The 25,158-nt window shown below is 61.5% G+C and carries 24 protein-coding genes; 13 read left to right on the top strand and 11 right to left on the bottom strand.

Annotated features, from left to right (window positions below; all coding sequences use genetic code 11):
* Position 1: 1 nt before the first annotated feature.
* Genes BUA42_RS09280 through BUA42_RS09270 form a run of 3 tightly spaced genes read left to right on the top strand, consistent with a single transcriptional unit; the run spans position 2 to position 3,719 of the window.
* On the top strand, positions 2-985 hold the full coding sequence (locus BUA42_RS09280) for an alpha-ketoacid dehydrogenase subunit beta (RefSeq protein WP_218588622.1): 984 nt from the start codon (positions 2-4) through the stop codon (positions 983-985).
* The gene (locus BUA42_RS09275) at positions 982-2,199 is read left to right on the top strand and encodes an acetoin dehydrogenase dihydrolipoyllysine-residue acetyltransferase subunit (RefSeq protein ID WP_084066178.1); all 1,218 of its coding nucleotides are present in this window, start codon (positions 982-984) and stop codon (positions 2,197-2,199) included. Before BUA42_RS09280 ends, BUA42_RS09275 begins: the two co-directional genes overlap by 4 nt.
* 26 nt (positions 2,200-2,225) lie before the next feature.
* Positions 2,226-3,719 carry an FGGY-family carbohydrate kinase gene (locus tag BUA42_RS09270; RefSeq protein ID WP_072777392.1) on the top strand — a complete coding sequence of 498 codons (1,494 nt, stop codon included), beginning with the start codon at positions 2,226-2,228 and terminating at the stop codon, positions 3,717-3,719.
* Positions 3,720-3,789: 70 nt separating this feature from the next.
* Here the strand turns inward: BUA42_RS09270 and BUA42_RS09265 are convergent, their stop codons facing one another.
* Positions 3,790-4,692, bottom strand: coding sequence for a LysR family transcriptional regulator (locus BUA42_RS09265; RefSeq protein ID WP_072777391.1), 903 nt, complete (start codon positions 4,690-4,692; stop codon positions 3,790-3,792).
* 95 nt (positions 4,693-4,787) lie between these two features.
* On the opposite strand from BUA42_RS09265, the gene BUA42_RS09260 reads away from it, so the two are divergent.
* The 10 genes from BUA42_RS09260 (at position 4,788) to BUA42_RS09215 (ending at position 14,015) form a co-directional block, all read left to right on the top strand.
* Positions 4,788-5,453: a YceI family protein gene (locus BUA42_RS09260; protein ID WP_072777390.1), complete on the top strand. Its 666-nt coding sequence runs from the start codon at positions 4,788-4,790 to the stop codon at positions 5,451-5,453.
* A gap of 198 nt (positions 5,454-5,651) precedes the next feature.
* Positions 5,652-6,473 (top strand): fumarylacetoacetate hydrolase family protein, encoded by an 822-nt coding sequence (locus BUA42_RS09255; protein WP_072777389.1) that lies wholly within the window; start codon positions 5,652-5,654, stop codon positions 6,471-6,473.
* Positions 6,470-7,087 carry an RraA family protein gene (locus BUA42_RS09250; protein ID WP_072777388.1) on the top strand — a complete coding sequence of 206 codons (618 nt, stop codon included), beginning with the start codon at positions 6,470-6,472 and terminating at the stop codon, positions 7,085-7,087. Before BUA42_RS09255 ends, BUA42_RS09250 begins: the two co-directional genes overlap by 4 nt.
* A gap of 20 nt (positions 7,088-7,107) precedes the next feature.
* Positions 7,108-8,172: a C4-dicarboxylate TRAP transporter substrate-binding protein gene (locus tag BUA42_RS09245; RefSeq protein ID WP_072777387.1), complete on the top strand. Its 1,065-nt coding sequence runs from the start codon at positions 7,108-7,110 to the stop codon at positions 8,170-8,172.
* A gap of 31 nt (positions 8,173-8,203) precedes the next feature.
* Positions 8,204-8,737 (top strand): TRAP transporter small permease subunit, encoded by a 534-nt coding sequence (locus BUA42_RS09240; protein WP_072777386.1) that lies wholly within the window; start codon positions 8,204-8,206, stop codon positions 8,735-8,737.
* On the top strand, positions 8,734-10,053 hold the full coding sequence (locus tag BUA42_RS09235; RefSeq protein WP_072777385.1) for a TRAP transporter large permease: 1,320 nt from the start codon (positions 8,734-8,736) through the stop codon (positions 10,051-10,053). Before BUA42_RS09240 ends, BUA42_RS09235 begins: the two co-directional genes overlap by 4 nt.
* Positions 10,054-10,062: 9 nt before the next feature.
* Positions 10,063-10,803, top strand: a complete 741-nt coding sequence (locus BUA42_RS09230) for a class II aldolase/adducin family protein (RefSeq protein ID WP_072777384.1) — start codon at positions 10,063-10,065, stop codon at positions 10,801-10,803.
* Positions 10,803-11,255 carry a (2Fe-2S)-binding protein gene (locus tag BUA42_RS09225; RefSeq protein WP_072777383.1) on the top strand — a complete coding sequence of 151 codons (453 nt, stop codon included), beginning with the start codon at positions 10,803-10,805 and terminating at the stop codon, positions 11,253-11,255. The genes BUA42_RS09230 and BUA42_RS09225 overlap by 1 nt, the downstream gene beginning before the upstream one ends.
* A complete protein-coding gene (locus BUA42_RS09220) occupies positions 11,252-13,333 on the top strand; it encodes a xanthine dehydrogenase family protein molybdopterin-binding subunit (protein WP_072777382.1) in 2,082 nt (693 codons plus the stop codon). The genes BUA42_RS09225 and BUA42_RS09220 overlap by 4 nt, the downstream gene beginning before the upstream one ends.
* A 10-nt stretch (positions 13,334-13,343) precedes the next feature.
* Positions 13,344-14,015: a GntR family transcriptional regulator gene (locus BUA42_RS09215; RefSeq protein ID WP_072777381.1), complete on the top strand. Its 672-nt coding sequence runs from the start codon at positions 13,344-13,346 to the stop codon at positions 14,013-14,015.
* 638 nt (positions 14,016-14,653) lie between these two features.
* Here BUA42_RS09215 and BUA42_RS09210 read toward each other — a convergent pair.
* From BUA42_RS09210 to BUA42_RS09170, 10 genes are all read right to left on the bottom strand, one after another.
* Entirely contained in the window at positions 14,654-16,387 is a 1,734-nt protein-coding gene (locus BUA42_RS09210) for a thiamine pyrophosphate-binding protein (protein ID WP_072777380.1), read from the bottom strand.
* On the bottom strand, positions 16,384-16,710 hold the full coding sequence (locus BUA42_RS21315; protein WP_218588621.1) for an AMP-binding enzyme: 327 nt from the start codon (positions 16,708-16,710) through the stop codon (positions 16,384-16,386). Before BUA42_RS21315 ends, BUA42_RS09210 begins: the two co-directional genes overlap by 4 nt.
* Positions 16,707-17,915: a class I adenylate-forming enzyme family protein gene (locus tag BUA42_RS09205; RefSeq protein WP_281249783.1), complete on the bottom strand. Its 1,209-nt coding sequence runs from the start codon at positions 17,913-17,915 to the stop codon at positions 16,707-16,709. Before BUA42_RS09205 ends, BUA42_RS21315 begins: the two co-directional genes overlap by 4 nt.
* A 23-nt stretch (positions 17,916-17,938) precedes the next feature.
* Positions 17,939-19,444, bottom strand: coding sequence for a fumarate hydratase (locus BUA42_RS09200; RefSeq protein WP_072777379.1), 1,506 nt, complete (start codon positions 19,442-19,444; stop codon positions 17,939-17,941).
* Between the two features lies 1 nt (position 19,445).
* A complete protein-coding gene (citF, locus tag BUA42_RS09195) occupies positions 19,446-20,891 on the bottom strand; it encodes a citrate lyase subunit alpha (protein ID WP_072777378.1) in 1,446 nt (481 codons plus the stop codon).
* Complete coding sequence (locus BUA42_RS09190; protein WP_072777377.1) at positions 20,884-21,696, bottom strand: HpcH/HpaI aldolase/citrate lyase family protein; 813 nt, start codon at positions 21,694-21,696, stop codon at positions 20,884-20,886. The genes citF and BUA42_RS09190 overlap by 8 nt, the downstream gene beginning before the upstream one ends.
* Positions 21,697-21,711: 15 nt before the next feature.
* The gene (locus BUA42_RS09185; protein WP_072777376.1) at positions 21,712-22,455 is read right to left on the bottom strand and encodes a glucose 1-dehydrogenase; all 744 of its coding nucleotides are present in this window, start codon (positions 22,453-22,455) and stop codon (positions 21,712-21,714) included.
* 4 nt (positions 22,456-22,459) lie between these two features.
* The gene (locus tag BUA42_RS09180; RefSeq protein WP_084066175.1) at positions 22,460-22,891 is read right to left on the bottom strand and encodes an ester cyclase; all 432 of its coding nucleotides are present in this window, start codon (positions 22,889-22,891) and stop codon (positions 22,460-22,462) included.
* 15 nt (positions 22,892-22,906) lie between these two features.
* Positions 22,907-23,854 (bottom strand): glutathione S-transferase family protein, encoded by a 948-nt coding sequence (locus BUA42_RS09175; protein WP_072777375.1) that lies wholly within the window; start codon positions 23,852-23,854, stop codon positions 22,907-22,909.
* A 108-nt stretch (positions 23,855-23,962) separates the two neighbouring features.
* On the bottom strand, positions 23,963-25,111 hold the full coding sequence (locus BUA42_RS09170) for a CaiB/BaiF CoA transferase family protein (protein WP_072777374.1): 1,149 nt from the start codon (positions 25,109-25,111) through the stop codon (positions 23,963-23,965).
* Positions 25,112-25,158: the final 47 nt, after the last annotated feature.

Below are 25,158 nucleotides of genomic sequence, written 5' to 3'. Positions count from 1 at the left end.
CATGGCGATGCAAGAAACCACGTACCGTGATGCGCTGAAGCTGGCCCTGAGCGAGGCGATGACCGCCGACGACAGCGTGATCGTCATGGGAGAAGAGGTGGGCCGGTACGGCGGCGCCTACGGTGTCACGAAGAACCTGATCAGCGAGTTCGGACCGGAGCGTGTCATCGACACACCGATCTCCGAAGCTGCCATCGTTGGGGCGGCGGTCGGGGCCGCGATGACCGGGCTGAGGCCGGTGGCCGAACTGATGTATGTCGATTTCATCGGCATGACGATGGACCAGCTTGCCAATCAGGCGGCCAAGATTCGTTACATGTTCGGCGGTCAGATCGGAGTTCCGATGGTTCTGCGCACGCAAGGCGGCACTGGGCGATCCGCAGGCGCCCAGCACAGTCAGAGCCTTGAAGGGTACGTGATGCACACCCCAGGCCTTCGCCTTGCCATGCCTGCCACGGTGGAGGACGCCTATCACCTGCTGCGCCAGGCGCTGCAGCAACCCGATCCGGTCGTGTTCATCGAGCACAAGGGCCTCTACACCATGAAAGGCGTGCTTGACCCGGATGTCGAGCCTGCCGAATGGGGGCGCGCCAAGGTGCTGCGCGAGGGTAAGGATTTGGTGATCGTCACCTATTCGCGGCAAGTCCATCATGCGCTGGCAGCGGCGGAAGAGATGGCGTCCAAGCACGGGATTGAGGCTGCCGTCGTGGATCTGCGCACTCTGAATCCGCTCGATTTCGACACGATCCGCCCGCTGGTCGAGCAAGCTGGACGCGCGATGGTGGTGTCGGAGGGTGTCATGACGGGTGGCGTCGCCGCGGAGCTGGCGGCGCGGATCACCGAAGAGTGCTTTGATTTCCTTGAGGATCCGGTCGTCCGAGTGGCCGGTGAGGATATCCCGATATCCGTATCACCCCTGTTGGAACAGAACTCCGTCCCGACACCGGATCTGATTGTCGAGACTGCCCGAAAGATGTTTGCATGAGCACGGTGACAAAGCTCACATTGCCGATGCCGCGCCTTGGCGAAACGATGGAGGAGGGCACCATCGCCGAATGGCTGGTCCAACCCGGACAGGCGTTCAAGCGGGGCGATCCGCTTTTGGAAGTGGAAACCGACAAGACCATGGTGGAATATCCGGCCCTTGGCGCAGGTACGCTGGTCGAGACGCTGGTCGCGCCCGGGGATGTGGTGGATGTCGGCACACCGATCGCGGTGATCGAAACAGCCGACGCTTGGGACGGTATCGAAGAGCCGGACACCGCAGGGCCAGAACCGGACGCAGCAGAAGACACACGTCCGTCGCCGGTCGCGCAAGCGGCACGTTCTGACACCTCGCTAACCCGTGCGACGCCTCTGGCGCGCCGGATCGCGGAGCAAAACGAGATCTCGCTGGACACGGTGACCGGCACAGGACGGCGCGGTCGGATCGAGGCGGACGACGTGCGTGCGCTTCTGTCGGACGTACGGACACCGAGGCCGGTCGCCAATGGTGACACGACACGCCCTGTCTATTTCGTGCACGGCTTCGCTGGACTTGGCTCAAACTGGGCGGCACTGCGCGCGCGGCTGCAGCGATCCGGTGTCAAAGCGACGGCACCCGACCTGCCGGGTCACGGCGCGAACACAAATGACGCGACGGATGTGGAATCTCTCGTCGATTGGCTTGTTGCGGAGTTGGCCGCCCAACCGACACCGGTTCACCTTGTCGGTCATTCCCTCGGTGCCCACGTTGCGGTGAAGGCGGCGGTCGCATTGCCATCCAAGGTGGCCCTCTTGACCCTCATCGCGCCGGCCGGATGCGGCCTGGACATGAACGGACGGTTCACAAGCGGCATGACGCACGCGCCCGGGCCGGGGGAACTGGCGCATCTGATGCGCCTTCTCGGTCCGAAAGCGGCGGCTCTTGACTGGCAGGCGCTGTCCGCGATGGCGGAGGAGCTGCAGTCAGGGCGGCTCAAGGCGCTCGCCGATGACATGGTGCGTGACAACACCCAGCGCATCGACACAATCGCACCACTCGCAGCATTGGCGGGACAAGTTCCGGTCAGCGCGATCTTTGGCCTGCATGACACGATCATTCCGCGCGATCACGTGTTCAATCTGCCCCCGCATGTGGCGTGCCATATGGTCGATGCCGGGCATATGCCGCACTGGGATGCGGTCGACGCAGTGGCGGGTATCATCGCAAGACCCTGAGACAACGCGAAACGGAGGAGGGGAGTATGGCGTATTTTCTCACTGCGGACGGCGGCACCGAGAGCCTGCGCGCACGGATTTATGACCTGAGCGGCACGTGCCTGGCCTCGCATGCCGAACCTTATGAGACGACGTTCTCCCCCGGCGCCCGCGCCGAGCAAAACCCGGAGGATTGGTGGGCGTGCCTGTGCAAGGCCACACGTGCCTGTCTGGCCGAAGCCGGGCTGTCCGGGGACCAGATCGAGGCGATGGCCTATGCCACGACCTGCTGCACGGTGGTTGCTCTTGACGCCAACGGGCGACCTCTTCGGCCCGCGATCATGTGGATGGACGTGCGCGCCGATCAGGAAGCCGAGGCCGTCTTGGCGACCGGAGATGCGCGGCTGAAGCTGAACTCAGACGGGGCGGGGCCGGTATCCGCCGAATGGATGATCCCGAAAGCGCTCTGGATCAAACGCAACGAACCCGACGTCTACGATGCAGCGACAACCATCTGCGAATATCAGGACTACCTGACGCTGCGCCTGACCGGGGAACGCTGCGCGTCGCTGAACAACGTCGGCCTTCGCTGGCACTATGCGAACCGCGATGGCGGCTGGGCAGAGAGCCTTGTGTCGGCGCTTGGCATGGGCGATCTGGTCGAAAAATGGCCTTCTCGGGTCGCCGCACCGGGCGAAGTTGTCGGTCCGCTCACAAAAGAGGCCGCCGACGCGCTGGGCCTGACCACTAAGACGAAGCTTGTGCAAGGCGGAGCGGATGCCCTGATTGGCATGATCGGCTTGGGCGTGGCACAGCCGGGGCAGCTTTGCTTGATCACCGGGTCGTCACATCTGCAGTTCGGAGTGACGGAGAAACCGTTCCACGCGCCGGGGATGTGGGGTGCCTATGCCGACATCGTCTACCCCGATCGCTACATCATCGAAGGCGGGCAAACCTCCACCGGGTCGATCATCAACTGGTTGCGGCGCTTCGTGGGCGGCGACTTCGATTTCGACGAGATGAACCGCAGGGCCGCGGCTCTGCCGCCCGGATCGGATGGCCTGATCGTGCAGGACCACTTTCAGGGCAACCGAACGCCCTATACCGACGCGCTGTCCCGCGGGGCCATCACCGGTCTGACGCTGGCGCATGAACCGCATCACGTCTTCCGCGCGATCATGGAGGGGATCTCCATGGGCACCCGCGCCATCCTCGATGCCTTTGCCAAAGGCGGTTACGAAGGCAGCGAAATGATCGCCGGGGGTGGTGCCACCAATTCTGACCTCTTCATGCAGATCCACGCCGACACCGCCGGTATCCCGGTGCGGATTCCGGCTTCGACCGACGGTCCATCACTCGGCTCCGCCATCCTCGCCGCCCACGGGGTTGGCCATTTCGACACCATCGACGACGGTATCGCCGCAATGGTCAAACCGGGCCGCGTGATCGACCCCAATCCGAAAGCGGTCGCGGCCTATGAAGAGATCTACGCGCGCTACACCGCCCTCTATCCGGCTTTGAAGGGCGCGTTGAGTAAGTGAGGCGTTTTCCTCGCTGCAGGCCGCAACTACCCATTACGTGTCCTGCGCCGAACGCATGCGGATCTTTCTGTCAGCGACCTGCTGTTCGCAGTCTGGGTTTCAGAAAGTCGATCATTGCCCGAACCTTGCGGGGCAGGAACTCTCGGCTTGGGTAGAGCGCCCATGCACCTGTGTCGAAGGTGGTCGCGCTGCACTCCCAGTCGGGGAAGAGGTCGACAAGACGCCCTTGTGCGAGGTCGTCTTTCACCAGCCAATCTCCGAGAAGCACCGGGCCAAGGCCATCGCGGGCGGCGCGTCTGAGGCCAAGCGCATTGGAGATGAGCAGGGTGCCCCCGACAGGCACGGCGATGTCGTCTGTCCCGCGACGGAATTTCCACGTGCTGCGAAACTCCGGCAGGGCGAAGCGCAGGCAATCATGGGTCTGAAGATCGGTGGGATGGTCTATCGCGCCGGTGCGGTCGAGGTAATCAGGTGATGCGCAGACGCGGTAGCGTGTGGACATCAGCTTTGTGCTGATCACGTCACCTTCCGGCGCGCTGGCAAGCCGGATGGCGAGGTCGATCTTCTCCGCCAGAATGTCGACAGTGGCGTCGGTCGGCAGCAATTCGACAATGATTTTCGGGTAGAGATCGCGGAACGCAGCCAGGTGCGGAACGATCACCTCGTAGGCAAAGGCCACAGAGGCCGTCATGCGCAGGGTGCCGGACGGAAGCTCGCGCAATTGGCGGGCCTCGTCGGCGGCGTGATCCAGTTCAAGAAGCAGCGGGCCGACGCGCGACAGGTAGGCCGCGCCTTCCTCGGTCAGCGTCAGCGACCGTGCGTTGCGCTGGAAAAGGCGAAGTCCGATCTTGTTTTCGACTGACGCGACTGTGCGCGACACGGTCGAGGCGTCCACATCGATGACCCGCGCCGCGGCCGTGAAACTGCCGTGCTGCGCGACCAATGCCGCTGTTTTCAATGCGTCAACATCCATGCCTGCGATTTGTGCATGCTTATGATGCAAAGTCGATAGTCCTTTTGCGATTCTTGCATCGATATACGTTGGATCCAGTCAGAAAGGATCACCACATGAAAACTCTCGCACCCACTCTCGCCGCACTGGCCGCAATCACAACGATGGCTTCAGCAGAACCGAAGCAATGGACGCTCGATCTGGGGCATGCCTATGTCGGCTGGGAAATCGACCATATGGGGCTAAGCCGGACTGTCGGGCAGTTTCGGTCCTATGACGGCACATTTCTGATCGACGAGGAAGAACCCGCGAACAGCCAGATCACCTTCACAGTTGACCTTGCCTCGGTCGACAGCAACCACATCGGGCGCGACAATCACATTCGCAACGCCGACTATCTGGACGTCGAAAACCACCCCACGGCCACGTTCACGTCGACCGAGGTCGAGATGCTGACGCCCAGCTCGGGAAAGGTGCACGGGGACCTTGACCTGCGCGGGGTCATCGCGCCCATCACGCTGGATTTCCGAATGGTGCGTAATGCGCGGTATCCCGAGTTCATCCCGAACTACGACGAGGTGCGGGTCGTCGGTTTCGAAGCGACGGGCGAAATCCTGCGGCTGGATCACGGGATGGATTTTATCGCTTTTCTTGGTTCGCCCACGGGTCTGTCCATCGATCTCGATCTGCATTTCGATCTCGTCGATTGTGAGGGCGCGGCAGAGACAAACGTTCCCTGCAACTGGGGCCGCGTGGCCGGGTTTAAAGGACCGAATGAGTGAGGCAATGCTCTGATGACAGGGTCCGCGTAGGCGCTGCGCGGACCCGGTAAGGCATTCTGCTGGGCGTGTGCAATGCGTCTGGGACACGGGGCCCTGAACCTTGACCGGGCTCCAGAAATCAATCTTCGATCCAAGAAAGAATCATTTGACGTATTAAAAACCATTTTATATGTAAAATGTGTTTTATGGAGATATGGCATGGGATTTGTCAGATACAGGAACGGGTCGGGCGACCAGATCGGTTGGAAAGATGGCGACGGCATTCACCCGCTGTCGGGTGACCGTTTGGTCGATGCGCTGAACGCGGGCGCGCCAGGGCAGGGTGATCCGGTCACTGCAACCTCGGTCGACCTGCTTCCGGCAATGGACCCCGACGGGAAAATCCTGTGTGTGGCTTTGAACTATGTTGATCACGCCAAAGAGGCCGAACAGCCGGTACCGGAGTCGCCGATCCTCTTCTTCAAGTCACGCGAGGCCATGATCTCGGGTGACGAGGCTATTTCCCTTCCGGATCACATCACACAGCTCGACTACGAGGGCGAGTTGGCGATCATCATCGGCAAGGGCGGCTACCGGATTGCGCCGGAAGATGCGTGGGACCACATCGCGGGGGTCACGGCCTTCAACGATGTCTCTGCCCGCAACCTGTTCAAGGTAAAGGCCGGCGACAAAGAGCATCTGGACTGGTTCTCGGGCAAATGCCTGGAACGGTCGACGCCCATCGGACCCGAAGTCATCCCGATCGGCGATGTCATCGACGACTTGAAGGCCAAGCGCACGCGCATCCGCACGCTGGTCAATGGCGAGGTCAGACAGGACGCGGTCATCGCGGACATGATCTTTGACATCCCCACTCTAGTGGCCTTCGCGTCCAGCAGGGTCAGCCTCTCACCGGGCGACGTGATCGCGACGGGCACGCCGCCGGGTGTTGGCGCGGGGACAGGACGGTTCATCTCGTCTGGTGATGTCGTCCGCGTGGAAATCACCGGCCTGCCAGTGCTCGAGAACCGCGTCGCATGACCCTGTCCGCGCGCCTTCGATGCCTTGGTGCCGCCAGCCTGTTCGAGGCGGCGGGCAAGTCGGGCGCGATGGAGGCCGGAATCAAACCCGTGCGTCTGCCGTCCCGCGTCGTTGGTCGCGCCGTGACGGTCAAAGTCGGTGAGGGCGACAACCTGGCCCTGCACAGGCTTCTTGCCGAAGATCGCAAAGGCGACGTGATCGTTGTCGATGCCGGAGGACGCACGGATATCGCCATTTGGGGCGATGTGTTGTCGGCGGCTGCACGCGGTATCGGGTATCGTGGTCTTGTGGTCGATGGCGCGGTTCGCGATGCCGCGGCTATTGACCCCGATGCGTTCCCCATCTTCGCCCGCGGGACTGCCATTCCCGGACCCGGCAAACGCGATCCGGGGTCGCGCGGACAGCCGATCACATGCGGTGGGGTCATGGTCTGCGACGGCGACTGGATTGTCGGTGACGCGGACGGTGTCGTCGTCTTGCCCATGGAAAAGGCGGAAGACATCGTCATCCAGGCAGAAGCGCGCGAACGGCAGGAAGCCGACATGATCGCACGGCTGCTCGAAAGAAAAACCACGACACTTGAAGAATTGGGGCTCGATACCGAGCCGGCCTGAGACATCACTGGGAGGACCTCATGCACAAACTACTCACGACTGCGGCGGTGACCGCGCTCTGCCTGAGCGCACCGATGGAAAGCGCGGCTGACGAGATTGATGTCACCATCGTCGCGGGCCACCCGCCGATCTTCATCTGGGTCAAGAACCTGACGGAGACCTTCATCCCAACGGTGGATGCAGAGCTTGCCAAGACCGGCAATCATTCCATCGACTGGAACGAAGCCTATGGCGGTGCGCTGGCCAAGGTCGGCGGTGAAAGCGACGCGGTGGGAACCGGTCTGGCCGAGATCGCCTACAACCCGACGCTGTTCAACCCGTCGCTTTACCCGATGCAGAACATCGCCTACGTCGCGCCGTTCAATTCCAAGAACCCGCGTCTGACGACCGAGATCGTTGAGCGGTTGCAGGATCAGATACCAGCCATGAAGGCGGCGTGGGAAGAGCAGAACCAGGTTTATCTGGGCGGTGGGTTTGCGATCGACAGCTACCAGATCTTCACCACCTTCCCGATTTCCACACTTGCCGATCTGGAGGGTCGCAAGATCTGCGCTCCGGGACCTGCGGTGAACTGGGTCAAGGGCACCGGCGCGGTGCCAGTGTCGTCCAGCCTGACGGAATACTACAACTCGATCCAGACAGGCGTGTGTGACGGCGCGATCAACTTTGCCACTGCCGCCGCCCCGGGCGGGTTGGCCGAGGTGGCACCGAACATGACCATCGTCGATTTCGGCGCGCCCTACGCGGCGGCCTTGTCGGCCAACCTAGATTGGTACGAGGGCTTGCCAGAAGAAGTACAGGCGGCGTTGCACGCGGGCGCCGCGGCCTATTCCGATGCGGTCTTCGCCGATCAGGACGCGTTGATCAACGCGGCCTACGAAAAGATCAGGGCGGACGGTGGCACTGTATCGGAGCTGTCGGCCGAGGAACGCGCGGCGTGGGTCAACGCGTTGCCTAACGTCCCCAAGGAATGGGCCGCCGAACAGGACGCAAAGGGTTTGCCGGGCAGCGAGGTTCTGGCAGGTTTCATGCAGGCCCTCCGCGACGCGGGTCAGGAACCACCCCGGGACTGGGATCGGGAGTGATCCCTTCCACACCGCAGCGCGAGGCGAGCCGATGAACCACACAACCGCTGATCGTTGGACGCCCTTGACGGGCGTTGACCGGGCCATCGGTCTCGTGTCGGCGCTGTTGGCCTCGCTTGGTGCGATCTGGACACTTGGCCTGATGGTGCTGATCAATCTTGACGTCTTACTGCGATGGACGATTTCGGCGCCGCTGCCTGCGGTGCCGGAATTCGTTGCGCTGTCCATCACCGGGATTGTCTTCCTCCAGCTGGCAAATGCGCTGCGTGCGGACCGCTTCATCAAATCCGATGCGCTCGCTGTTCTGATTGCGCGCCGTTTCCCGCGTTTTGGACGGCTGACATCGGTTCTGTTTAATGGCATTGGGGCGGCGCTTTTCTTTTGCATCGCTTGGGCAACGGTGCCGATCTTCGAAAAGGCTTGGCGGCAGGGGACGTTCGTCGGCGCGATTGGCGACATCACGTTTCCGGTCTGGCCCATCAACCTTCTTGTCATTGTCGGGGCTTCGCTCGTCGCGCTTGAGTATTTGCTGCACGCGGCCCGTGACGGGAGGCCGGCGCCATGAGCTTTGAACTGGCGGTTGGCCTCGGTTCGGTCTTCGTGATGATCGGCTTCATCTGGATGGGGCTGCATGTGGCAGTCGCTCTGGCAGCGACGTCGTTTCTTGGCGTCTGGGTGATGAAGGGAAACGCGGATATCTCGGCCAAGCTGATCGGGTTGGCGGCGAAGGACTCCATCTCGTCCTACGTGTTCGGCGTGATCCCGCTTTTCGTTCTCATGGGCCTCTTCGTCGAACGCGCAGGCATTGGACGCGATGCCTTCGACGTGGGCGAACAGGCGTTCCGCAAGATCCGCGGCGGATTGGGCGTTGCAACAGTCGGGGCCAACGCCATCTTTGCCGCAATCACCGGTGTCTCCATCGCGTCGGCGGCGGTCTTCACCAAAGTCGCCGTTCCGCAAATGATCGACAGAGGCTACAATCCGCGCTTTGCGGTAGGCGTGGTTGCGGGGTCTTCCGTGCTTGGAATGCTGATCCCGCCGTCGCTTCTGCTCATCATCTACGGAATCCTTGTCGAGGTCTCTATCGGCGATCTGTTCATTGCGGGTGTCATCCCGGGCCTCTTGCTGGCCGTGTGTTATGCCGTGGGTATCCTCGTGATGGCGCGTGTCACGCCAGGCTTTTTGGGCAATCCGAAAGAAGGGGCCGCGGCCGAGGCGCCTCGGCTGTCCTGGCTCGATATCGCGCGCAAGATGGCGCCGGTTGTCGTGCTGATCGGCGCGGTGTTCGGCGGGATTTACGGCGGTGTCTTCACGCCGACCGAGGCCGGGGCCGTAGGCGCCCTTGGAGCGCTGCTCGTTGCGCTGCTCCGTCGCACGCTCGACCTGAAGTCTTTCTGGCGCATCCTTGTGGAAACCGGCCACGTCACGGCCTCGATTTGCATCCTTTTCGTCGCTGCCACCATGTATTCGCGGATGCTCGCGCTCTCCGGTTTCCCGAATGCGATGGGTGACTGGCTGACGGCGGCGGAGTTTGGGTTCTACGGCATCATCATCGCCTATGTGTTGATCGTTCTCGTGCTGGGCTCGATCCTCGACTCCACGTCGATCATGCTGATCATGGTGCCGCTCTTTGCCCCGCCGCTGCTGGCGCTGGGGGCCGATCTGGTCTGGTTCGGCATCGTCACCATCATCGCGGTCGAGATCGGGCTTTTGACGCCGCCCTTGGGTATTTCGGCCTTCGTGGTGAAGGCCAACTTGCAGGACGACCGGATCGGCCTGAAAGACATCTTTCTCGGCGCGGCCCCCTTTGCACTCATCATGGCGATCTGCCTGATCGCGATCATCGCCTTTCCCTGGCTGTCGCTGGGGCTCATCAGATAGGAGGTATTCATGCCGGATGGATCGACCATAACCTACTACGAGGACGTCGAAGCGCTGAAGCGTGAACTGGTTCTGGGCTTTCGCGCGATGGCGTTGAACAATCTGGGCCTTGGGCTCTTGGCGCATCTGACCGCGCGGATGCCCGGCGCCGACACCTACTGGACCTACCAGATCGGTCAATCGGTCGAAGAGGTGCGCCTGAGCGATCTGCGCGAATGCACCTTTGACGCCAAACCGGTGGATGGCAAAAGCCCAATCAACCCGTCGATCGCCTGCCACGGCGATGTCTACCGGGCACGGCCGGATGTGACCTGCATTCTGCACCACCATTCGAAGGCGTCCATCGCGATGGGGGCGATTGGCGCAAACCTGCAGCCCTACGACCGGAATTCGGGCCGCTGGCACGGAGAGATCGGGATCGTAGAGGATTTCGACGCCCCGGAGATTCACAATCAGGGAGGGTCAATGGTCGAAGCAATGGGTCACGGCAAGGCGCTGATCCTCAAGCACCACGGAGTTCTTGTGACAGGGCGCAATGTGCGTGACGCAGTCGTGGCCGCAGCCGAGCTCGACCGCGCGATGGAGGTGCAACTGATGGCGATGGCGGCGGGTGATCTGCACCTGATGCCGCAGGAAGAGATCGACGACTGCAAGAAGTTCCTCGCCTCCGACATGTTCGCCGACGGCACGTGGAACTGGTATATGCGCGTGGCCGAACGACAGGGCCTTCTGGCGGGCGTGGACGACTGATGCCGGAGCATCGGTTTCAGGTAAACGGAAAGCCCGTTGCGGTTGATGTCGATGAGGCGACGCCCCTGCTTTTCGTGCTTCGGAACGATCTGGGGCTCAAGGGCGCAAAACTGGGGTGCGGCAGCGGCCATTGCGGCGCCTGCACAGTAATCGTGGACGGCAATCCGGTGAACGCCTGCACGGCGCCGATGTGGAGCATGAACGGCGTTTCGGTCGAGACGGTCGAAGGGGCGGGCCGTGATGCGGTTTTTGATGCCTTCCTCGACGCACAGGCGGCGCAATGCGGCTACTGTATCCCCGGCATTCTGATGTCGGCCCGCGCGTTGCTGCAGCGCGACCCGCCCGCGTCGGCGGATGAGGTCGTCGCTCATCTGGCCGAACGTCATATATGCCGCTGTGGCACTCACCGGCGCATCCTCGACGCCATAGAGGCGGCAAGGCAGGCGGTATGAAACCCAACCCAAGCCTCACCTCAAATCCCGTTCCGGCCAAGTGGCTGTCCTTCTCCGGGGCGCGCGTGGAATTGCGGACCGGCAAGGTCGAGATCGGTCAAGGTATCGGTATCGCGCTCAAGCAGATCGCCGCCGATGAGCTGTGTGTACCAGTCGATTGTGTCGATCTGGTCGCCGGCGACACGCATCTGACACCTGACGAGCTTTGGACCTCTGCCTCGATCTCGGTCGAAATAGGAGGCGGCGCAGTCCGCACCATTGCCGCTGATGTGCGCGAGCGGTTCAGGGTTGCGGCGGCACGACGGTTGAACACTTCACCGGATGCGGTGGTGATCCGCAACGGTGTCTTCGAAACGGACGGGGTGGGTGGCGTCAGCTATGGCGATCTTGTCGCGGACGTTGATTTGACCGTGCCTGTCGATACCAGCATCGCACCGCTTCCACCCGTGCATCACCGTGCTGTTGGACAGCCCGTTCCCCGCGACGACCTGCCGGCCAAACTCAACGGCGCGGGTTTCATCCACGATATCGCGCTTGATGGGATGCTGCACGCGAGGGTCATTCTGCCGCCGCGACCGGGCTGCACCCTTGAGAATTGCGACGAGGCCTTCTTGCGCGCCCTGCCCGGTGTGCGCGACGTCGTCCGCGACGGCAGCTTTCTGGCGATCACGTCTGAACGCGAGGAATGGGCGATACGCGCTGCAGAAAAAGCCGAAGACCTTGTATCGTGGCAGGGGCCGAAGCTGCCGCTGTTCAGTCCGGTCGCGGACCTCTTGGATCGCTACGACGCCAGCCCCGAGCCGGTGTTGACCGAGGGCGGATCAGACGGCGGGGACGTGGTGCTGCGCTTGACCCGACCATTTCTGGCACATGCTTCGGTTGGCCTTGTCTGCGCGCTTGCAGAGTTCAAGGACGAACGCCTGACGGTCTGGTCTCAGTCACAGGGCGTCTTTCCCTTAGGCGTTGCGATCGCGCGCACATTGGATCTTTCAGCCCACGCCGTGCGAGTCATCCACGCGCCCGGAGCGGGGTGTTATGGTCACAACGGCGCTGATGATGTGGCGCTCGAAGCCGCATTGATCGCCCGCGCCGTGCAACGTCCAGTGCGGCTTGTCTGGACCCGGGCGCAGGAAATCCAGGCCGCGCCAGCGGGTCCCGCCATGCAGGTCACGCTGACGGCGGGAACCGATACAAACGGCCGCATTGATCGCTGGTCACACAAGATCAACGGCTTTACACACCTGACCCGACCCGGCTGGGGCGATGGGGTCAACCTGGCCAGCGCATGGGCGGTCGCATCCCCGCAAGAGCCGTCGCAAACGGCCGATCCGGGGCAGGTGCCGTTCGGCGGGGCAGGGTGCCGCAATGCGCCGCCGATCTACGACGTGCCGGCGCAGGTGGACTACGCGCTGATCAAGGAGCGATCCTTCAGAACATCGGCACTGCGCGCTCTTGGGGCGCACCTGAATGTCTTCGCCATTGAAAGCATGATGGACGAGCTTGCAGAGCGTACGGGGGCCGATCCGCTGGCGTATCGGCTTGACCATCTGACCGACCCGCGCGCCATCGCTGTCCTCAAGCGGGTGGCGGACATGGCTGGCTGGCCGCCTGCGCCCTCCGACGGGACCACCGGACGTGGTCTGGGGTTCGCACGGTACAAGAACAGCGCTGCGTACTGCGCTGTGATCTGCGATCTGGCGCTGGATGAACGCGTGACCGTGACCAGTGCCTGGGCGGCGGTTGACGCAGGGCAGGTGATCAACCCGGACGGCGTCCGCAACCAGATCGAGGGTGGTATCCTGCAGTCGATCAGTTGGACGCTCCATGAAGAGTTGCGCTGGACCGAGTCCGGCTTTGACGCGCCCGATTGGGAGGCCTATCCGGTGTTGGGCTTCGACGAAATCCCGTCGCTTGAGGTCGATCTCATGGACGCGCAGGATGCACCACCGCTGGGCGTCGGGGAATGTGCCACCGGACCCACTGCTGCGGCGCTTGGCAACGCGATCAAGCAAGCGCTGGGTGTCAGGATCGTTGACATGCCCCTGACGCCTGACAAGATCGCACAAGCCTTTGTCTGAAGGATCACCTATGCCACCGGCAACCACAGAAAAAACAACCGCCGCAACCACGATCTATCAGGATATCAAAGCGGATATCCTGCGCGGCGGGTTCCCGGCGGGCATCCGGTTGAATATCAAAGATTTGGCAGAACGCTATGAGAGTTCGATCAACCCGGTGCGGGAAGCGCTGTCGCGTCTCGCAGCGGAGCGCATCGTCGATCAGCGAGAGCAGAAAGGCTTTTCGATCCCGGTGATCGATGCAGCGGGGCTGGAAGAATTGGTGAAAACCCGTTGCTGGCTCGAAGAGATCGCCGTCCGCGAAAGCATCGCGAACATGACCGAGGATTACGAGCTTGATCTCGTCACCACGTTTCACCGCCTCGAACGCACCGAATTCTCGCTGCCCGATGGCAGCTCGAACCCGAAATGGGAAGAGCGCCACCGCGCCTTTCATCTCGCTCTGATCGCAAATTGCGGGTCGTCGTGGCTCTTGTCCTTTTGCGACCACCTGATGTTCCAGGCAACGCGGGCGCGCTACCTCGCCGTGTCGGAAAGCTCGGAGGCCGGACGGCTCAGAAACGAAGAGCATAAGGCGATCATGGACGCCGTGCTGGCCAAGGATGCCGACCGGGCGGTCGACTTGCTCAAAGCACACTACTCCAAAACGCTCGCGCTGGTCCGGGAAGTCTTGGATCAGTAACGCCAGATCACTCTCGCCGCAGCGCTCTGCACTGCTCTGAACACCCGCTGCCTGACATTTCGGTACTCTCTCCGGAGTTGAAACGCGTCCAACCTTTAATGGTTGGCCCCAATATCCCAAATTTGTCGTTCAGATCGGCCTCTACTTCGCGCAGATCACCGTGACCAATCCGCTTTTCATGCGCGCAGTTGTGAAAGTCCTGGCGAAGTTTGCATCCAGCATAGATTGACCGAATTCCATCAATGTGTAGGACATCCGTGATCACGTCAGTTAGTTCCACGGCTCGCCGCATTCCGAGCGATTTGAAAACCAGCGCCCGCGATTGGTGGGCTTATGTGTCCGATCTTGCAGCCCTATTTGCAGTGCCGCTCGGTCGAGACTCATGCTAAGGTCTTGCCGCCCCAGCGCAACCCAGAAGCGAAATATTCGAACGCATCCGACGACAGCATTGCTGAAGAAAGGATGTCGGAGCGGTGTCTTAGGCTGCCGCTCGCGGATGTGAGAGCGGCAATTCATGAAATGCGGTCGAACCTTACTGCAGTGCCCAAAGCGCTCCACCTTCCATTAAAAAATCGATGCCAACTTGGCGCGACGGCGTTGATCACTGATTTTCGAGAGTCAGCCTTTGACCAAATACACTATTGAAGGCCCCTTCGTTTCTTCTCTGCATCATCCCATGCCGTCAGCGGCTGGTAATCGGGAACAAAGCCGAGCCCTTTCTTCGCATCTGAGGATACAGCGCTTTGAGAGGTGATGACGTCGATCACGGCCGGTGCGTTTTCCAGGCCGCGGCGAATTGCTTCTACGAGATCGGCCGGATCCTCCACACGTTCACCGTGCGCGCCAAGCGCCCGCGCCATAGCGGCATAGTCGGAATGCCGCAGTGTCGTCCCGACCACGCGGCCGCTGTAGTTTACTTCCTGATCATAGCGTTCAATGTTCCAGGCGGCGTTGTTCGAGACAACAAAAACAACCTTCGCGTCGTGCCGCACCGCTGTGTCAATTTCCATCGCATTGATGCCGTAAGCACCGTCTCCGTTGACGGAAATTACCTGCCGCCCCGGAAAAGCGAGCGCAGCGGCCACGCCGAAGGGCACCCCGACACCGAGGCAGCCAAACGCGCCCGCATCCAGATAAGTACTGGCCTCCAATCCAACGCGCGCAAAGCTCAGTAGATCTCCGCCATCGGCAATTGCGATATAGTCCGCGTCTGCAACGTCGCGGATCGCGTCAAAGATGGCCATCGGGTGCACTTTCCCATCTGCGCCGGTTTGTGTTCCGGACGAGCCCTTGCCGTGCGCAATTCGCTCGCGGTGTTTCGCGCGCAACCCGCCAAGCCAATCGGCATCCCGTGTTCCTTTGTCGTTGACAAGCGCATCAGTCAGCGCATCAAGGGCTAGAGGGACTGACGCAAACAGTTCCGGCGTGCCGCGACGGTTGTCCACCAATTCTCCTGCGGTATCAGAAATCCGCAGAAACCGGGCTTCGGGAAAGACGGCGGGAGAGCCGAAGCCCAACTGGTAATCAAGTTTGCGCCCGAGCGTGACGACCAAATCCGCCTGCGCCATCGCTGCGGCCCGAACGGCACCGACGACTGCCGGGTGTTCGGCTGGAACCAATCCACGGCTTTCCTGTGTGTCGAGATAGAGGGCGTCAACGGCATCGAGAAAGCGAACGAGAGCAGGACCGGCTTCGCGCGCGCCACGGCCGGATACGACAAGAGGACGCCGTGCCGCGCGGATCGCCGATACAGCCTCGGCAACCAGTGACGGATCCGGTGCCACGCGCCGCTGCGGTTTGGGCATGACCCAATCGTCCGGTATCAGCGTTTCAAGAACTCGCGTGCGCAGAACATCTGTCGGGATCTCAAGGTATGACGGCCCCGGTTCGCCCGCATCGCCGAATGCGCGCGATATCGCTTCGTCAAGTTCGCGGACCGTCTGTTCGGGCACGCGTGCGGTCCGGGCATAGCGGGAAACCGGGCGCAGGATGTCAATATGCGGGATGTCCTGCAAAGGACCCATATTGGCCTGCGGGCGGGACGTGCAACCACCTATTAGCAAGACCGGAACCCTGGCAAGAGAGGCGTTAGCGATGGCGGTGACGCAGTTTGTAACCCCCGGGCCGGCCGTCACCATGGCAACCCCGATTTCGCCCGTCAACTCTGCGTGGGCGTGGGCCATGTGAACCGCAGCGCCCTCGTCGCGAACGTCGACAATGCGGATGCCGCGCTTTGCCGCATGATCCCAAATCGGCTGGATATGGCCACCCTGAAGACCGAAAATTCGGTCGACACCACGTTCAACCAACACATGTGCAATCCACGCGGCGACGTTGTCTTCGTCGCGGTTGAGGTCCTGGACTTCGGTCATGTTCTGTCTCCGGTGTGATGGGAAAGAAGGTCGCGCAGGACGCGGTGGAGTATCTTGCCCGTGGTATTCCTTGGCATTTCATCAGACGCTAGGAATGTAACTTCACGCGGTCGTTTGAACCCCGCGAGATGTCCGCGTGTCCATTCAACGAGCGTTTCCGCCGTGAGGACCGATCCTTCGCGCAGCACCACTGCTGCTGCAACACGCTCGCCCCACTTTTCGTCCGGAAGCCCGACCACGGCCACGTCCTTGATATCGGGATGCTGGCCAAGAACTGCCTCCACCTCGGTTGGATAGACGTTTTCGCCGCCCGAGATGATCATATTTTTTTACGGTCAATCAGGCGGATAAAGCCATTTGCATCTCGCAGCGCCATGTCTCCGACAGAAAGATATGAACCGCGGAATGCCTCTGCTGTTTTCTCTGGCAGGTTCCAGTAGCCCTCGAAGGCGTAGGGCGAAGAAGAAAAAAGCTCTCCTATTTCACCATCCGGGACCTCGTTGCCATTCTCGTCGAGAATCCGAATCGGAGCTGAGCCGACGACCTCCCGCCCGACGGTTCCAAGATGGTCAAACTGTTCATCAGGGTGAAGGAAAGTAACCCACCCCGCCTCGGTCGAACCGTAAAGCTCAAAGAGGCCGGAATTCGGAAACATCTCCATAACGGCGCGTTTGGTTTCGATCCGAGCCGGCGCGGACGAAATCATAAGCTTTTCCACGCGCGCGAAATCTGCAGTGCCGCGTCGCTCTTCAGGTACGTCCAGCATCATCGTGAAGTGCGTGGGCACCAGAGAAGAGAATGTAACATTCATTTCGCCGAAAGCTTTGAGGCAAAGCTCGGGATCGAAAGTCGCTCGTGAAAAGACGGTGACTGTGGCACCGATGTTTAGAAAAGCGGTGAAGAAGTTGAGCGAATTGGCGTGGCACATTGGCATAACCAAGAGCGCATCGTCCTTGCGAGACAGTCCAAGCTCGATCTCCGTCATAAACGCCAGCATCGCCATGCCACGGTGGCTACGGATCGCGCCCTTTGGGTTGCCTGTCGTCCCAGAGGTGTACATCAGACACCACGGATTGTCCGGCGTCACCGCAAGTCTCGGCTCATCGACAGAGGCGGCATTGATGAGTGTCTCATAACTCTGCCACCCCGGCGCGTCGTCTCCGATACGGATGAATTTGGCCTGAACAAGCGTTTCGCGCAGCGACTCAACCGCATCTGAGAGCGCCTCTTCAGCGATGAGAGCTGACACGTCACAGTCTTCGCAAATGAACTGCACCTCGGCGCTCGTCAGCCGGAAATTGATCGGCACTGCAACCAGTCCGATCTTGGCGACGGCAGTGTAAATTTCGGCCCATTCGACCCTATTGTGGGCAAGAACGGCCACGCGGTCGCCTTTAGTCAGCCCGAGTGACAGTAGCCCGTTCGCCAACCGGCACGCGCGATTGTTCCACTCGGAAAAGGTCATCGACCGTTCGAGGTCGCGCGCACCTAGTCGGGTCGGCTGCAGCCGGGCTTGCGTTGCGAGCATCTGACCGGCTGTGAGCAGCACTGTTACGCCGGTTCAGGCGTCCGCCGCCATTGGGCCGGACCGGCTTTGTGAATCGAGTTGCCTCCGGTATCGACGGCGACTGTGACAGGCATGTCTTCGACCTTGAGCTCGTAGATCGCTTCCATGCCGAGGTCTTGAAACGCGATCGGCTTGGCGGCCTTGATGGCCTTGGACACGAGGTACGCTGCGCCGCCGACGGCGATCAGGTAGACCGCCTTGTGACGAGCAATAGCCTCAAGTGCGACCGGTCCGCGTTCGGCCTTGCCGATCATCAGTCTCAGACCTGTCTCGGAAAGGATCCGATCCGTGAACTTGTCCATCCGGGTTGAAGTTGTGGGACCGGCGGGACCGATGGCCTCGTCGCCGACCGCGTCGACAGGACCGACGTAGTAGATTGCACGTCCCTTGAGATCGACGGGTAGGGTCTCACCCTTGTCGAGCATGTCGATCATCCGTTTATGCGCCGCGTCCCGCCCGGTGTAGAGGGTGCCGGAAAGCAGCAGCGTCTGTCCCGGTTCGAGCGAAGCAAGCACGTCATCCGTCAGGTTGTCGAGATCCACGCGCCGGGCATGGGCGCTGGCGTGATCGAGGACAATGTCGGGGTAATCCTTGAGCTCGGGCGGCGTGAAGTCGGCCGCGCCTGAACCGTCGAGTGTGAAATGGACGTGTCGCGTTGCTGCGCAGTTCGGGATCAGTCCGACGGGCAAAGAAGCCGCGTGGGTCGGAAAAGACCGGATCTTGACGTCGAGAACGGTGGTCACGCCACCCAGGCCCTGGGCCCCGATGCCGAGCGCGTTGACCCGCTCGGCGATCTCGAGGCGAAGCTCCTCTGTCTTGTTCGTTGGCCCGCGCCGCTGCAGATCGTGTAGGTCAATTGGATCGCTCAACGCTGCTTTAGCCAGCGCCATGGCCTTGTCGGCATTGCCTCCGACTCCGATGCCGAGGATACCGGGCGGGCACCAGCCCGCGCCAAGTGTCTCGACCGTGTTCACAACCCAGTCGGCGATTGAGCCAGACGGGTTCAGCGTGGTGAATTTCGCCTTGTTTTCCGATCCGCCGCCTTTGGCCGCAACTTCGACCTCAATCTTGTCGCCTGCGACCATCTCGACGGTCAGCATACAGGGCGTGTTGTCACCCGAGTTCTTGCGGTCGCCGAATGGATCGACCACGACCGAGGCGCGCAGCGGGTTGGTGTCCCGAAGATAGCCTTGCCGGGTACCCTCGTCGCAGATGTCCTGCAGGGAGCGTTTGAAATCCGTCTTTGCTTCGACACCATATCTTACATGGATATTGGCTGCGCCGGTGTCCTGACAGATGGGCCGCCGTCCGATGGCACACATGCGGCTGTTGACGAGGATCTGCGCCATCGCCTGCTTGGCTCCGGGATTTTCCTCGCGCTCCCAAGCGGCTGCCATCGCGCGAATGAAATCGGGCGGATGGAAGTATGAGATGTACTGCAGCGCGTCTGCAATTGATGCGATCAGGTGGTCTTCGCGGATTACTGTCATCTTAGGCCTCGTCGATGCGGCGGATTTCGTCGATGACAGTACCATCGCGATATTCCGACACGGCGACAACCGGTCCCTTTGGACGAGGCGGTACCTGTTTATCCGCCGCTTGCGCAGCCATCGCGGCAAGATCATGGACGCTGACCACCGGAAGGCCCGCGCTGACCAGTCGATCGTACAACTCCGCGCGCGCCGGGTTCACGGCCAATCCGGCCTCGGTTACGACCACATCGACAGACTGGCCCGGGGTCGTCAGTGTGGTGACCTTGGGCACGATCTTTGGAAAGCCCGCCGCCGTGAGACGGGTTGTGATGAGCGTCAGCTGCGCGCCTTGCGCCGCGTCGGCATGTCCACCCGATCCGCCGATCAGGACGCCACCGGCACGAGTCGTCACGTTGACGTTGAAATCGACGTCCACTTCCGCTGCGCCCAACACGACAGCAGACAATCGGTCGACCACTGCGCCGCCGACATGTGGTCCGGCGTAGGCCGATGCCGACATCGCCATGTGGTTGGCGTTCCGGCTGTAGGAGGACACCGCGGCAAGGTCAAAACACTGCACATCCATCAGGGCCCGAAAGAGACCGGACTCGAGCATGTCGACGTGAAAACCCGTGATCCCGCCGCAGGCGAAGCTCCCGGTGATGTTGCGCGCGCGCATCTCGCGGCCCACGGCGGCTGCGGTCGCAAGTGAAATGCCACCGGCTCCGGTCTGGAACGAAAAGCCGTCCTCCAGAAGCCCGCTTGCCGCGATGACGGCAGCCGTGTTTTCGGCGATGCCGAGGCTGAGCGCGTCAGTTGCCGGGGTCGTTGCGCCGGATGCGATGCCATCGGGATCACCGATTGACGGGATGACGACCACGAAATCGACCTTGTCCTGCGCGATATCAATGGGCGTGACGGGAAATGGCGCGAGCGTGTCGGTCACCGCCACAACGTAACGCGCGCTTTCCACATCCACCATCGGGTAGCCCAATGTTCCGCAGGGTGCGCGACCTGTGCGGCCGGACAGATTGCCCATCTCGTCGGCGGCCGGCGCCGCCACGAACGCCAAGTCGATGGGCATCTCACCAAGGTCGATGGCACGCGCACGCCCGCCATGGGATCGCAGCGTCACGGGGTCGTCCAGAATTCCTCGGCTGATCGCCTCTCCCACGGGACCGGAGATAAAACTTGCAGAGATGCGCCCGATCACGCCTGACTGGATGTGTTCGATCAGAGGCGCGTGAACCGGAAAGAGCGAGGTCACCGCAAGATGCAGATCGCGAAGTCCGGCCTTTGCCAGCATGGCCACCACGGTATTGATGACCGCGTCCCCGTTGCGCAGATGATGGTGAAACGAGATCGTCGCGCCGTCTTTCAAATCGGTCGCGGCAACAGCGTCGGACAGGCTCGTCAGGCACTTGTCCGGTCTGCGTCCCAACGTGTGAATTGCGCCTTCAGGCATCAAGCTCTCCCGCACGGGCGAGGATACGTCTTGCGGCTTCTTCGACGGGCTTGTCGATCATCTTGCCATCAACCGCTACCGCCCCTGCGGCACCCTGCGCCACAACGTCAAGCACGCGCCGGGCCCAGTCGCGTTCGGCATCGCTTGGGCGGAACGCTTCGGCGGCCGGGCCGACCTGTGCTGGATGGATGAGAAGCTTGCCACCGAACCCCATCTGCCGCGCCGCCCGTGTGTCCTCCCGAAGCCGCGCATCATCCTTCACTGCCGTGGTCACGCTTTCGACCGGTGGCAAGGCGCCTGCGAGTCGTGACAACGCCACCAGCCGAGACCGTGCGTAAAGCAGGGCCTCCCAAACGGGTTCCGCGCCGAGGTCCAATGCGAAGTCGAGATGGCCGAACACGGCACGGCGTGTCGCGGGGTGCGCAAGAAGTTCTGGCGCCGCTTCGAGGCCGCGAACTGTTTCGATCTGCGGGAGTACCTCGATATCACAACCTGCGGCATCACTCACGCGGGTCAGCGTATCGACTGTCTCGGCCTTGGGCAGCATCACGGCCGCAGCTTTCATTTCGGCAAGGAATGAAAAATCCGCATCGAAGTAAGGTGAGGCGGCATCATTGATCCGCACGACCACACGACCCCAATCAAGCGATGCATCGAGGATTGCCCGCCGTGCCTCTGCTTTGGCATCGGGGCGCACGGCGTCTTCAAGGTCCAGGATGACGCGATCCGCCCCTGAGCCGAGCGCTTTTTCAAAACGATCGGGTCGGTCAGCCGGGACAAACAAGTAGGTGATGGGAAACGACATGTCGCCTTTTCCTTGTCACACGGTGCGACCGCCGTCGACTTCGAAGACCGTGCCTGTGATGAATTCGGCCTCGTCAGATGCAAGGTAGAGACAGGCGTTCGCAATGTCCCTTGGCTCTGACATTCGGCCCAACGGAATTGTCGCGACGAATTTCGCGCGGTTCTCTGGCGTGTCGGGGACGCCCATGAAGCTTTCCAGCAGTGCAGTTGCACCTATCACCGGGGCAACGCAGTTCACCCGAATTTTGTCCGGCGCAAGCTCAACGGCCATCGATTTCGACAACAGGTTTACCGCGCCTTTGGTGGAGTTGTACCACGTCAGACCGGGGCGGGGCCGAATGCCTGCCGTCGAACCGATATTCAGGATCACTCCGCCACCCTGTTCGCGCATGACCGGAACACAGGCGCAGGTCATATGAAAGATAGAGCGGACATTGATATCATAGAGGCGCTCATATTCCTCTTCGGTGACGTCGAGCATCGGTTTGTTGCGATGGGTCCAGCCTGCATTGTTCACAACGAGATCAAGCGTCTCGCCGTGCCTGCGCGCTGCCATGACGGCGCCCTCGATATCGGAGGCGTTTGTCACGTCACCCTTAACGGAAACCCCACCGATGCGGTCCGCGACCTCGGCTGCGCCGTCCCCGTTGAGATCGAGTATGGTGACCTTCGCGCCCTCCTGCGCGAAGGTCTCGGCGATGGCTGCTCCGAAGCCCGAGGCTCCTCCCGTCACCAAAGCCGATTTTCCCGTCAGCCGCATTGGATCAGATCATCCCGATCTGCTGCTGCAAGCCCAGATTGTCGATGGCAGGCCATTGCTCGGCGATCATGCCGTCTTCCATACGGAAGAAGTCGAGCACCATGACATCAAACCGCTTGTTGGAAGCCGGATAGTCTCCGAACGGACCGGAATGCACGCCACGGAAACGCAGGTGAACGAGCACCTTGTCGTTCTCGGCGATCACCTCCTGAATATCGAGTTCGACGTCAGAGAAGGCGCCGAGAAGGACGTCGCCAAGTGCGAGCACCCCGTCCGGTCCTTTCACTTCGAAGGGCAGCGTGGTGTCCTGTCGGATGTATGTCGGCGCGACATTAGCTTCGAGCCACTCTTTGTCCTGCGTGGCAAAGGCTTTGAAATAGCCCCGGGCGCGCTGTTTGTTGGCGGCGAGGGTGTCGGTGTCGTTCATGTCTTTCATGTTCCTGTTTCCTGATCAGGCGGCGCTGCGGGCGCTGTTGGATTGTGCGATGGTTTCAAAGCCGGCGCGGGGGAAGTGAACGTGAAGCCGTCCGGCCTCGGGGCTGTCGATGGCGATGACGATTTCTTGCGTGTCCGCGCCGACCAGCGTGCCAGTCACCGGTACGCGGGCATTGTCGTCCGGTGTCACGGTGACGGTTGTTCCGACAGCAATTCCAGACGGATCGTTGTCGCCTAAACCCGGATGGGCAGGCGTCGCGGCTTTGGCAACGGCCAGCGCCTCTTCCGGTGTCATGTCGGTCTTGTTTCCGTGCCCGATGGCTGCGATCCGGTCCATCCAGGCAATGACCTCTGGGGCGAGGCCGAGTTGTGCGTCGATGGCCTCGGCACCGCAATTGGCACGCAATAGCCACAGTGAGTGATAGCAGGTGAGGTCCGCCGCGCTGAGGTGCTTGCCGGTCAAGTAATCGCCGTTCTCACGCAGCATCGACGCCAGCCAGTCGGCGAAGGCCGTCATCTGTTGGACATAGGCGGGCAGCATCGGTGCCATGCCTTCCTTGGACATGTCGTATCCAAGGTAGTTGTCCTTGCGGTCTTTCAGGAATTCTTCGGGCAGGTGCTCACCGATGTAGTCGACCAGCACGCCGATCGCCGGTTTCCAGGTCGATCTGTCCCACCAGAGCGACAGCGCTTTCGATATGCCTTCGCCCGTGGGGTACAGGGTCGGCGCCGGTTTGATCCGCTCGAGCGCGTGGAAGATCACCTCTGTGTCGCAGTAGATATCGGCTCCGACCTGAAGAACAGGAACCCGGCGATATCCTCCGGTCAGTGTGTCGAGGAGTGGTCGCGGGGGAACGGCTTCGACGATAACTGAGTTCCAGTCGAGACCTTTGTAGCCAAGGGTCAACCGGATCTTTTCCGAAAAGGGCGAAAGATCGTAATGGTGAAGGATGATGTCGGACACGCGGGTTTCCTCCCTTGGGTTGTCGTTGGCATCGCTGTCCGAATTCGTAGCATTCCGGCCAGACGCCGCGGTAAGACCGTTTCTTTTCGGCCTCTATAGGCAAATCTTCTAGGCCGTGGCTTTGCGGGCACGGGCGGTCGCGCCGAACTCGGCACGTAATGGAACGTCGTGATCTCCAAGATCGGGCACCGCGCGGTATTTCGTGACCTGACCTCGAACCACGGCGCCTGGCGCCAGCATCTCGATTTCACCAGCACTGGTGGTGACCGAAATCAGCCGGTTCTGCGGATGCGCCAAGAGATCGTCAAGATCGGAAAGCCGCCCGAACGCGATGCGCGCCGTTTGCAGACGCTCGATCATCGCCTCGCGGGTGAAGCGACTGAAGACTGCAGCCACCCGTTCTTCCAGTGCGGGTCGGTTCGCGACGCGCAAACTGTTGGTTATAAACCGTGAATCCACGGCCAAACCTTCGTCTTCAAGCACATCGGTACACAGCCGCTGCCATTCCCGCTCGTTCTGGATCGAGATCAGCACGGCTTTGCCATCAGCACATGCATACGCGCCATACGGCGCGATGGTGGGGTGCTTCAGTCCAACCCGCGCCGGGGGCTTGCCGCCGTAGCGTGTCTGAAGATACGGGACGTTCATCCAGTCGGCCATCGCGTGAAACAGTGACACGTCGATCGCGCGTCCTTGCCCGCTACGCTCGCGCGCAAAAAGCCCCTGAAGGATCGCCTGAAAGGCCGTCATTCCTGCGGCGATATCGCAAACCGACACGCCCACGCGCGCGGCGCCGTGCTCCGTGCCGTTGATGGCGCACAGCCCGCTTTCGGCCTGAATGAGCAGGTCATAGGCCTTTTGATCGCGGTAGGGACCGTCCTCGCCATAGCCCGAGATCGAACAATGGATCAGACGCGGAAAGCGAGCCAGCAACGCGTCCGCACCGAAACCAAGTCGCGCCGCCGCCCCGGGGGCGAGGTTCTGGATGAAGACGTCCGCACTTGCGATCATGCGGTCCAGAAGGGCGTGATCCTCAGGTTTTTTTACATCCAAACGGATCGATTCCTTGCCGCGATTCAACCAAACGAAATACGCGCTTTCGCCATTCACCAGCGCATCGTAACCCCGCGCGAAATCCCCCTCGGAGCGCTCGATCTTGATGACCCGTGCGCCCGCATCGGCGAGCCGGCCCGAGGCATAGGGCGCGGCCACTGCCTGCTCCAGAGCCACAACCGTGATTCCTTCAAGGTCCTGCATGGGATGCGTATCCTTCGTGTTGTCGTCATTGGTATCCCACGGTCGGC

This window comes from Marivita hallyeonensis (assembly GCF_900129875.1).
GTDB classification, from domain to species: Bacteria; Pseudomonadota; Alphaproteobacteria; order Rhodobacterales; family Rhodobacteraceae; genus Marivita; species Marivita hallyeonensis.
Note: the sequence above shows the minus strand (reverse complement) of the source record. Positions and strands in the feature narration are given on the sequence as shown.